The organism is Sphingomonas tagetis (genome assembly GCF_024211275.1).
Taxonomy (GTDB): Bacteria; Pseudomonadota; Alphaproteobacteria; order Sphingomonadales; family Sphingomonadaceae; genus Sphingomonas; species Sphingomonas tagetis.
The window spans coordinates 1-9,389 of sequence record NZ_JAMLDX010000037.1; the positions used below are offsets into that span (position 1 = coordinate 1).

The 9,389-nt window shown below is 60.2% G+C and carries 12 protein-coding genes and 1 pseudogene; 5 read left to right on the forward strand and 8 right to left on the reverse strand.

Annotation, left to right across the window (positions count from 1 at the left end; all coding sequences use genetic code 11):
* Together M9978_RS22710 and M9978_RS22715 are read left to right on the forward strand one after the other, a co-directional pair.
* Positions 1-99 (forward strand): annotated as a pseudogene (locus M9978_RS22710) (IS5/IS1182 family transposase); the annotation flags it as partial.
* A 125-nt stretch (positions 100-224) separates the two neighbouring features.
* Positions 225-548, forward strand: coding sequence for a hypothetical protein (locus M9978_RS22715; protein ID WP_254297409.1), 324 nt, complete (start codon positions 225-227; stop codon positions 546-548).
* On the opposite strand, the gene M9978_RS23500 is transcribed toward M9978_RS22715, so the two are convergent.
* The 4 genes from M9978_RS23500 to M9978_RS22725 all read right to left on the reverse strand — a co-directional run bounded on the left by M9978_RS23500 (position 465) and on the right by M9978_RS22725 (position 2,434).
* Positions 465-926, reverse strand: a complete 462-nt coding sequence (locus tag M9978_RS23500; protein ID WP_367305148.1) for a GIY-YIG nuclease family protein — start codon at positions 924-926, stop codon at positions 465-467. The genes M9978_RS22715 and M9978_RS23500 overlap by 84 nt on opposite strands.
* A 27-nt stretch (positions 927-953) precedes the next feature.
* The gene (locus tag M9978_RS22720) at positions 954-1,373 is read right to left on the reverse strand and encodes a hypothetical protein (protein ID WP_254297411.1); all 420 of its coding nucleotides are present in this window, start codon (positions 1,371-1,373) and stop codon (positions 954-956) included.
* 48 nt (positions 1,374-1,421) lie between these two features.
* Complete coding sequence (locus tag M9978_RS23505; protein ID WP_367305149.1) at positions 1,422-1,865, reverse strand: GIY-YIG nuclease family protein; 444 nt, start codon at positions 1,863-1,865, stop codon at positions 1,422-1,424.
* A gap of 101 nt (positions 1,866-1,966) precedes the next feature.
* Entirely contained in the window at positions 1,967-2,434 is a 468-nt protein-coding gene (locus M9978_RS22725) for a hypothetical protein (RefSeq protein ID WP_254297412.1), read from the reverse strand.
* A 68-nt stretch (positions 2,435-2,502) separates the two neighbouring features.
* On the opposite strand from M9978_RS22725, the gene M9978_RS22730 reads away from it, so the two are divergent.
* Positions 2,503-3,273, forward strand: coding sequence for a hypothetical protein (locus M9978_RS22730; protein WP_254297414.1), 771 nt, complete (start codon positions 2,503-2,505; stop codon positions 3,271-3,273).
* Entirely contained in the window at positions 3,270-4,358 is a 1,089-nt protein-coding gene (locus tag M9978_RS22735; protein WP_254297416.1) for a radical SAM protein, read from the forward strand. Before M9978_RS22730 ends, M9978_RS22735 begins: the two co-directional genes overlap by 4 nt.
* 458 nt (positions 4,359-4,816) lie before the next feature.
* On the opposite strand, the gene M9978_RS22740 is transcribed toward M9978_RS22735, so the two are convergent.
* Positions 4,817-5,365: a hypothetical protein gene (locus tag M9978_RS22740; protein ID WP_254297418.1), complete on the reverse strand. Its 549-nt coding sequence runs from the start codon at positions 5,363-5,365 to the stop codon at positions 4,817-4,819.
* Positions 5,366-5,671: 306 nt separating this feature from the next.
* Here M9978_RS22740 and M9978_RS22745 point away from each other — a divergent pair, with 306 nt between their 5' ends.
* The gene (locus tag M9978_RS22745; protein WP_254297420.1) at positions 5,672-6,403 is read left to right on the forward strand and encodes a PEPxxWA-CTERM sorting domain-containing protein; all 732 of its coding nucleotides are present in this window, start codon (positions 5,672-5,674) and stop codon (positions 6,401-6,403) included.
* A gap of 218 nt (positions 6,404-6,621) precedes the next feature.
* On the opposite strand, the gene M9978_RS22750 is transcribed toward M9978_RS22745, so the two are convergent.
* From M9978_RS22750 to M9978_RS22760, 3 genes are all read right to left on the reverse strand, one after another.
* Entirely contained in the window at positions 6,622-7,491 is an 870-nt protein-coding gene (locus tag M9978_RS22750) for a hypothetical protein (protein WP_254297422.1), read from the reverse strand.
* A 141-nt stretch (positions 7,492-7,632) separates the two neighbouring features.
* On the reverse strand, positions 7,633-8,331 hold the full coding sequence (locus M9978_RS22755; protein ID WP_254297424.1) for a recombinase family protein: 699 nt from the start codon (positions 8,329-8,331) through the stop codon (positions 7,633-7,635).
* Positions 8,328-8,996, reverse strand: coding sequence for a hypothetical protein (locus tag M9978_RS22760; protein ID WP_254297425.1), 669 nt, complete (start codon positions 8,994-8,996; stop codon positions 8,328-8,330). The genes M9978_RS22755 and M9978_RS22760 overlap by 4 nt, the downstream gene beginning before the upstream one ends.
* Positions 8,997-9,389 lie beyond the last annotated feature (393 nt).

The window sequence follows — 9,389 nt, forward strand, 5'->3', positions numbered from 1 at the left end:
CGCCTCGTGCGCGACTACGAAAAACGCCTCGACGTCTCCGAAGCCATGATCCACGTCGCCCTCGGCAGCCTCATGCTCCGCCGCATCGTTCATCCGTAAGCATTCTCAAACGGACTCTTAGCGCAGCCTGTAACAGGCGGCCAATGCGGCGCATTGTTTCACACGATAAATCCAAGAATTATCTAAACCTGGTTCAATCCGGCCCGCCCCACTATGATGCGCGAATGATCAAGCACGAAATCAAGCAGATCGAGATCGGTCATCATAAGTTCGACGGCGTCCGCGTTACCGACGAAGACTTTCCGCACTTTATCGAGTTGCGCGAGATGGGCAGCGAGCACGCGCGTGCGCGGGTCAATTACTATGGTCCGGACATGGAAATTACGATCGAGACTTTCGGCGGCGATTTGCCGCGCTCGGTTGTTGAGTGGCTGCTGGAACGCGCGGAAAGACGCTGGCTTAAGCTACCATTGCCGACTTACGCGATAACCGCTCAGCGCTCGTTGGATCGCTGTTTCCGCCCGTCCCATTTGAGCAACCGGCGCTGAACCTTTCAGCTTCCAGTCGAACTCCCCGCCGTACCCGTCGCAGTTTGCGTTGTAGATTCTTTTTTCCGGATCGGTCGATGAGCCCACCTTGATCAACCGGCCAATATTGGACCTCGCAACGTACACAAAGCCCGGCAAGATATTGTGCCGAGCGCGCTGCAAATAGCCTGAATTGCACTGCGGACAGCCACCTGACACACGCAAAGTATGACCCTTTGGACAGGGTTGCACACCGTAAGCGAACAGCCGATCGTTCGCGCTCAACGCGGCTTGATATTCGCGGCGAGTCATCCCCGTCGCGTTAAGCGATAGCGCTCGCGGATCGTCGATGCCGTGCGATCGAAGAAATTCCGAATGTTCGCGTGTCCATCTACCCATCGGTCGCCTCCCCGCGCGATGCGTGCGCTATGCGCATTGCAGTCGACCCGTGGCTTCAGGGCGATAGACGCACCGCCACGTCCTTTCCCCTTCACCAAATCGGACGGCAACAGCCAGCGACACACTCAGCGTGCCATTCTTGCCGCAACCGCGATCATGTCGCCATTCGGTGCTGTCCACGCGGAATGTCCAATCCTGCGGCTCGCAGTACCAAGAAATGGAATCTCGCAGCCGCTGACGGTAGCTCTTGAGGTTGAGGCCGAAACGGGCCGCTATTGTTTTTGCCGTGTCGAAATCCGCCCCGGCGAATTGACGCACCGACTGCTGCGGCCGCCGATTGGCCTGGGTGATGTTGCCCCCTAAAGCCACGGCCGGGGTCGCCGGCATACGTTCGGGGCTGGGCTTATTGCCCGGCATCGATCCCTGTTGCCCTTGCAATTCCGCCATGATGGCAGCTCGCGCCAGCGAGATTCGGCGATGCTGCTCTGTCGGCGCTCATTTCGTGAGGTTGAGTGGGGGGGCATAGCGGCCGACTAGCTCCGTTTCTCGACCGTGAGGATCAAGGCACGGCTCGACTGCCAGTTCGAGATTGGCGTGCATCCACGCGGTCAGCCGCGCGTCCGATGGTCCGTCCAGCCCCCATGTGTTGGACGAGTTTCGCTTGGTAATCAGCGTCGGGGTAAGGGACAGTTGCTTCCTCAGGAGGACAGTCAAGCTCTTGCGGGGCGAGTGGTTGCGCGTGCGTGCGTCGAAGTGGCAGCGGCCCCGCAACCCGTTCCGGTTGGCCGCGAGTCCGATGTAGATGAGACCCTTCGGGGCCGATTCGATGCCCGGCAGGGCTGCGCCTTTCCGCAGAAACAGCGCATAGATCCCAATTTCCTTACCTAGCGCGAAACTCGACCGTGGCCCGCGTTGCCATGAAAAGGGTCCTTGATCCACGCCATTCCCTCCAGGCCATTGCGCCGGATCATCGAGAGCGAGCTATTTCCAGCGACGGTCGGGTCCGCGCTCTTCGCTTCAGAGCAACGCGCCTCTGCGGGCTAGAACGCTCGCTTTTCGGTCGCTGGATCGTAGCGCTGGCATCGACCCGAGTAATTCCCCGCCTTCCCGGCGATGCTGATCGTCCCGGTTATCCGATCCACTCGCACTTTGGGGTTGTTGAACGGGTTGACGGCGGCAGAACCCGTGATCTCCCGGTCGGTAATCACGAGGTCCTTAAGCTTGAACCATCCGTTCTTGCCGCCCCGGATGATGGGCAACATCACTCGTGGTAGCATTATCTCGCCTTCGGATTGCACTACCCACAAGTTGACCTGATCGTCGAAGGGCACGGCTCGCTGACCTACAGATTGGCCCCAAGCCATATTGCCGTTGCTGTCCACAGCTGAACCATTGCGAACATCCGGCTGGTTCGCGGAGCCGGCACCTAGACAGACCAGGTCAAGCCTCGACGCAGTAGCCGCCTGCGCAGCGAGCAGCGCTAGAACTCCAAACCCAACTTCGATCATTGAGCATCCCTTCCGACGCAGATTGCCATCGTTGCCGAAACGAGTCGATGGCAGGACTACCGGGCCGCTTGGCCGGCCGCCAGCTTCGCTTGGCCGGTACAAATCCCGCCGTTCGGCCCGCCGTCATTCGCCTGCCCTATAACGCTGTTCGAATTTCGCTGGACAGCGCGCTTGGTCTGGAGGATCGAAGAACGATGGGAGCCGCGCGTTCTTGGCAGACGAGACTGAAGCAAGGATTGCAGGCCCACTGGCGCCGCCGGCGCATGGCTGTATTCGCCGAGGCAATTCGCGCCGCTCCAGCGGCCAGCGTAATTGACATTGGGGGGCTGCCGGAGCTGTGGCGCTTGGTTCCTCGCCGCCCTAAGGTGACGCTACTGAACTTGCCAGGCAGCTTCGACCAATTAACGGAGGAGCAGCGCAGCGGCTTCGACTTCATCGAAGGGAGCATTTTCGAGCACGCCGAGGTAACCGTGAATTTTGACATCGCGTTCAGCAACAGTGTTCTCGAACACATCGGGCCTTCTGACAAGCAGAGCAGGTTCGCGCAGATCGTCAGCAAAGCGCCAGCATATTGGATTCAGGTGCCGTCTCCCAGCTTCCCGATTGAGCAACATTGTCACGCCGCTCTATGGTGGCAACGCGGGGATCGGCTTCGTGAGAAAGCGATGCGCCGGTGGTGCATCCGGGGCGACGAAGTAAGCGCTCGATTTATGCGGGATACGCGACCAATCTACCGGTCTACGCTAGCGAGGCTTTTCCCCGATGCCAATATCGCGTCCGAACGGGTATGCGGCTTCGAAAAGTCACTTTATGCATTTCGCGCTCTAGACGCCTCATGAAGGCCACCGACGTACTTAAACTCGGCAGGATAGCCGTCAGTCGCGCCGCGCGCGAAGCAGTTTATCTGCGTAGCGGAGTAGACATAACACGCCCGAGCAGTATTCGCGCAATCGTCACGGAAAGATGTAATTATAAGTGCCTCTATTGTAATCACTGGCGCCAACAAAGTTACCCAGACGAGATGTCCTTGGAGGAATGGCAGGGCATTCTGACTTCGCTAAGAAGTTTTCTTGGCTATTACGTAGTGCAGTTCATGGGCGGCGAGCCGTTCGTATGGAAAGGGTTCGTGGAACTTATTGAATCCTGTGCGGCCAACGAGATCGGGTGGGGCGTCATCACCAATGGATCTGCGCTAACCAAATCGGTGGCTGAGAGGATGGCACAGGCGCAACCGGTGAATATCGACGTGTCGCTCGACAGCACCGACCCCGCTGTTCACGATCGTGCAAGAGGGGTTGCGGGCTCGCGCGACAAGGTGATGGAAGGCATCCGTCACCTGTCGGATGCGCGTGCGGCGGTTGGCGCCCAGTTTCCTATCCGCATCAAGACTACCGTTGACCGTCACAACTTTGGCGGCCTGGAGGATTTGATCAAATGGGCAGCAAATGTACCAGGGACGATTGTTGACCCCAGCCCTGTCCGGCTTGCCGCCCCCGACGCGCAGGCGCACCATTACCTTGGCCCGGCCGAATGGGCGCAATTTGAAGCGGCAATGATGCGGTTGATCGAGATGAAGCGCGCGGGCTGGCCCATCGAGACGACCGAAGCGAAACTTCGCGCGTTTGCATCTCACTTCCGGGGCGAGCGTACGGAACATGGCTATGAAGAATGCCGCGTGGGCCTTCGAAATCTCAACATAAATCCGATGGGTGACGTAACCCATTGCTGGAACTTTGAGCGCATCGGCAACCTACGTAGCCAGTCGGCTAAGGCGATTTGGCATTCGCCGGATAGGCAGGCTCAGGTCGAACGTACGATCAACTGTTCGCAGGCGAAGGGAAACCTGTGCGGGATGGCCTGCTCATCGCACCGAAGTTTGGCTCAAGAGGTCTCGCGTGGGCTGATGTTACTACGCGCAGGGTGAACTGCGTCGCTAGCCTATCCGACCGTCGAGATTAGTCGCGGATTCTGCTGAAGAGGTGCCACTGCGCACCGGCCACGCCGCCAAACGCAGCACGGCGCGAACACCGGGCGGAGCTTCTGCGTATCAATCGGAGCGGTTTCTGTCCGCGTGGGCCATTAGACCCGAGCAATTACCTTCTTCGTGTCCTTGCAAAGCACGCATTGGCCTCGCACTTGCATGAAGTCGTTGGTGGTGGCGAGGGCGCCGGTGATCTGCGCGGGGTGCGCACCGGCGTTCGTAAGTCCTATTCCATCGGCGATGCACTTATTGCAGATCGCCTTTGGCTTGTGCGACGTTACAAAATCGTTGATGCGCTGCGGGACAGACATATTGCCTCCATGCTTTGTAGTAAGCATCTGACACCGTGCGGCTAGAGCATAGAATCGAGCAGATAATTTGAAGCCATGGCGGTACCCGAACTATTCGATGTTGGCGAGCCAATCGACATATGCGCGATAGCCGAAATTAGCCGTCTCGCATTCGCACCCCGGCAGCGCGAACATGGGTGCATCGTTGCCGCTTATTGTCGTCCCATTGAGTGGCTTGCACACTGGGCAGGCAATGTTGAGGACATCAAAGAGATAGTTAACTTCATGCCCGTCGATCACGGACGGGTTCTGAATCACCAGATACCTAAAAAGGCTGAACGACGCGCGGAGCAAAACCTTTTCGTGCGCTTCAAGCGGAGACGCCATTCCCTTTGAGGTGATCTCCGAGAACGCACGTCGGCTTAGGTAGGCATTGGAGCGCAGACCGAGTGCGCGCTTCTCCTCAGCGGATAACTGCTCGCCATTCTTGCGGTATGCGGTGGCGCGCGCCTTGGGATGATCGGTCAGGCGAAAATCTAACATGTGCCAGATGATCCCCTCGGCCTCCGAAACAACTAGTCCCAGACTGGCGATAGCCTCGCGCGCGGCCGCTAGGCGGAAAGCGTCGGGAGGAAGGGCTAAGGCGGCGCGTCCATCCATTTGACCAACTCTAACTGCATGACCGTGACGAGCAACGCCATTAGGCCGATTGGCCGTGTCACAACCGGCGGGATCAGGGAGACACTCCGTGGGGAGAAAAATTCGGTTGAAGGCGTCGCGGCTTCATCATTCGCCCATTCAAGCGAGCGAGCCACCACAGACACGGGCGAATGGTAGCAGCGCCTATGGCGAATGCAGCTATTGCAGTCGCAGACGAAATGGAATCTGTTGCGCAATCGAATTCTCTGCGTATGCCGGAGACTTACGTCGAGAAGCGGCTATGAACTTGTTAAATTGGGAAACGGTATGGCGCCGAGTACGCGTGTCGGAGTGGCTTTTGCAATTTTGATCTCAGCGCAAGCGGCCAGTGCGCAGAATCGGACGTTCACCGCTTCCGGGCAAATCACGAGTATTTATGACAGCGCACTGGTGCCTCAGATGGGCAGTGTCGCGCCGGGCGATGCCTTTCGGCTGACGATCAATTTTGACCCCTTGCTTGCGGTCGGGACGGGTAACGTCGGTCAATATAGAGTCCCCTACACCTATAACGCGCAGGTTGGCGGTTTCTCGTTTTTTGGTCAGGCAGGGATTGCGGGTAACTACTTCCAGGCGATGAACGATTTCAATGCTTGCGGCCCAAACGGCCCACCAAGCTGTGTTGTCGATGCAGCATATTTTTCGTCGGTCGGGTTCGAACAGACCAATGGTCCATTTCCTATCAACCCGGGGCCAGGAACAATCTACCGTTATTTCGACGTGCAGTTCTTCGACGGCACTGCAACCGCTCTGTCCAGTTCCAGCCTGTCTGCCCTCGACGAGCTCAGCAATTTCTCAAGCGTGAATCTCACTTTCGGAATCTTCAACGCGACTCAAGCGAGGGGAATCTATGTTAACGCGGCGAACGCAGGCTTCTCGTTTGCTTCCGCGGTGCCCGAGCCTGCCACTTGGCTAATGATGATCGGTGGTTTCGGAATGATTGGGGGATCGATGCGCTATCGCCGGCGCGTGACACGATTGTGTTTGTCGCCAGAAAATTGAGGCCGTCGAATGCGTGCAGTCCGACGACGGACTGCATGCGCCGGAACGCTGCAAGCGCGTCGTGGAGTTGAAATCAGAATTCGGGTGATGCGTTGCTCAGGGCGGCGGTGGCGGGTCACCCAGCCCTACCCACACAATTGAAATCTTTGCGACGCACCAACTCAAACCACCGGTGGATTCTTGGCGTCTGAACTCGGCAAAACCTTGAGCGATCATACTCAGGGGTCCGGCCATTCCCGCTTCATCGCAAGTCGATTGATCGTCTTCTGGTAGCTATCGTCGCGTACTATCTGCCCGGCGTAACCTGCATCGCGGATTTCCGCCTCTCGCTCCGCTCGCTCGAATACATCAAGTCTGGGATCGAGGCTGACGCTGTGGAAAAGCACGTCCGGCTTGACGCGGAGGTTACGAAAAGGCGGCACGCGTTGGTCTGACGGCCAGTTACGTGCAATCAACATTAGCCGCACTTCCCGCTCGTGCCCGAAATAGGTCCGCTTCCACAACAGGGATTCCGCTCGCCCTTGCAACGTGCGAAAGAAGGTAGGACCATACCCCTCAGTGTTACACGCGTTGACAATGCGCTGACCGATTTCGCCGTCTGCGATATACTCAACCCGCCCGATCACGAACTGGCAGTCGGCCCCGTCGGCATGCCAACCCTCCATCGCTGATAGGAGATGCCGAACAGTTGTCGTCACGATGACGCCCTCAGACTCGCGATCGTCGTTGCGTCGGCTTTGCGGGTTGATCCGCACTCGGGAGTAGGCACGCAGCAAAGTGTCTGATCCTGGATTTAGCGACCAGCACTGCGCCCAGACCGGGGCGAGGTACGCGGATAAGTCCTGCGGCGCTTTAGGCGGCGATAGGCCGCTGCCATCAAGCAGGCAAAGCGCGGTAGGATCTTCGCGAGGGTCTTCCCACGTGTGCGGCGCGACCAAGCCCATTTGCTTGGACCGCACAATATCCAAGAAGCGGTCGAGGGGAAAAATCCGCCTCACCGCTACATCCAAATCAGGCAACCGAACTATGTGCCGGGTCGGCTCGTCACCAATTTGCGTCAAGTTCAGGCTCATGGCGTCCTGTACCATGGCTGCCCAAAATCGCGGAGTCGGCGTCGTCGGAAACCGAGAAACGGAGAAGATGACACCTAGCCAGTCCGCAGTCGAATGGCAGAGACGCCAATCACCCGCACAAAATCCACATCACCGCCAGCACGGCGACGATCGCCATCACGCAGCGCATTGCGCTGCCTCCGCGCAACGCAACCGGACTCGTCGCACCTGCGACGCCCGCCACACCCCGCCGCTCGGGGCGGGCACACCGCGCGCGTTGAGCCGCCGCGCCACCTCCGCGTTGTCCTGATCTGCGCCGACCTCGGCGATGATCGGCGCCAATGCCAGCGCAGCCTCGCCAGCCCGCCGCGTCCGCGCCGCCGCGCTATTGGCTACGCCCATACGGTAGCTGTCGCCGAGCGCCGCCGCGCCGCGCGGGTTGCCCATCTTAACGCCCCGCGCCTTCGCCGCCGCCAGCGCAGCCTTAGTCCGCGCGCTGATCATGTCGCGCTCGTACTCGGCCATCGCGGCCATAAGATGCAGGGTGAGACGGTTCGCGTGCGGCATATCGACGCACGAAAATTCTACGCCAGAGTCCATCAGCGTGGACACTGTGCGGACTGATCTACTCAGCCGGTCAAGCTTGGCGATCAGCAGCACCGCGCGGTGCAGCCGACACGCCGACAATGCAGCGGCAAGCTGTGGCCGGTCGTCCCGCTTGCCGGACTCCACCTCCACGTACTCGGCGACGATGGTCATGCCCGTTGCAGCGGCGTGAGCTTGCACCGCGGCGCGCTGCGCCTCCAGTCCCAGACCGGAGGCGCCCTGCCGGGCCGTGCTAACGCGAGCATATGTGATTGCTCGTTGAGCGCTCACCGAGAGGCTTCCGAGGCGGCGTCGACGGTAGCGAGGAACCCGTCGCGCAGCGCGCCGGCCACCCAACCCTGCGACCAGGCGCGGTCGGCCGGCTTGGCCTTGGGGTGTGGGAACGCAGCCGTGGCCATCGCGTCTAGCAGCGCGCCACGCTCCACTTGCCCGCGCTCCGCCACCAGCGCGACGATCGTCGCCGTCACGGTGTTGGCGTTCGGCTGGACGGCGCCGACCTTGAGCAGCTGCCCGCTCACGTCGCGACCGCGCCGCTGGAAGCCCGCAGCCTTGCGCCGCGCGGACAGCGATTGGAACAGTGCCTCGTCGGCGTCGGACCAGGCGGCTGGCGTGGCGGGCGGCTCGGCCGGTACCGGCACGGCGGGCGGCACCTCATCTGCGGCGGCGGGCTGCGGCGCTGACGGGTGGTCCTGAGCGGCAGGTGCGGGCTCGTCGGCCGGCGCGCTCGACTCCTTTATATCGACGGTAGCAACCGCGGCGCCCTCGCCCTGCCCCGCCTCCTCTCCCGGTTGCGCGGGGAACAGCGCCTCCAGCGGCTCCTGCCCCTCCGTCTCGACGGCGGCGCGCTGTACGGCCTTGAGCTTGAGCAGCGCCCGGCTGGCGCCCTGGCGGTTAGCGGTCATGCCGCGCGCTGCGGCCGATGCGGTCTTGGTCATAGTCTATGCTCCAACAGTCTGTTGATGGAGCCAGTCGAGATTACACGACCGTGCGAAAGGTAAAGTGACGGCGGTCGTTCCCGGGAACGGTCTACCGCAAATCAGGAGATAAAAGCTGAATGGTACCTGCCGGGGGTATCCGGGAGTGGGAGGAGTGCGGGCTCAGTGAGCGGGATCGAAGCAATCGATCTCGAAATTTCGACGCCAAAGCCTCGGTCAGTGTCTGCCTTCGCACATTTTCGATGGCCTGGGGCGGCGGGATTTGGGTGGTTAGAGACCGTTTGAGAATGGGTTGAAGCGGCGGCGGTGGCGTGATTCAAGCTCGGGATGTGGACCCGAGCGAGCCGTGGCCGGATGGCTGGATTTGAGCAGCGAGCGAAACGCTACCCGACT

What these genes read in the sequence shown, in the direction of transcription:
- M9978_RS22745 (WP_254297420.1), top strand. Translation starts at nt 5,672, where the DNA reads ATGGCGCCGAGTACGCGTGTCGGAGTGGCTTTTGCAATTTTGATCTCA.
- M9978_RS22725 (WP_254297412.1), bottom strand. Translation starts at nt 2,434, where the DNA reads ATGATCGAAGTTGGGTTTGGAGTTCTAGCGCTGCTCGCTGCGCAGGCG.
- M9978_RS22720 (WP_254297411.1), bottom strand. Translation starts at nt 1,373, where the DNA reads ATGGCGGAATTGCAAGGGCAACAGGGATCGATGCCGGGCAATAAGCCC.
- M9978_RS22740 (WP_254297418.1), bottom strand. Translation starts at nt 5,365, where the DNA reads ATGGATGGACGCGCCGCCTTAGCCCTTCCTCCCGACGCTTTCCGCCTA.
- M9978_RS22715 (WP_254297409.1), top strand. Translation starts at nt 225, where the DNA reads ATGATCAAGCACGAAATCAAGCAGATCGAGATCGGTCATCATAAGTTC.
- M9978_RS22750 (WP_254297422.1), bottom strand. Translation starts at nt 7,491, where the DNA reads ATGGTACAGGACGCCATGAGCCTGAACTTGACGCAAATTGGTGACGAG.
- M9978_RS22760 (WP_254297425.1), bottom strand. Translation starts at nt 8,996, where the DNA reads ATGACCAAGACCGCATCGGCCGCAGCGCGCGGCATGACCGCTAACCGC.
- M9978_RS22735 (WP_254297416.1), top strand. Translation starts at nt 3,270, where the DNA reads ATGAAGGCCACCGACGTACTTAAACTCGGCAGGATAGCCGTCAGTCGC.
- M9978_RS23500 (WP_367305148.1), bottom strand. Translation starts at nt 926, where the DNA reads ATGGGTAGATGGACACGCGAACATTCGGAATTTCTTCGATCGCACGGC.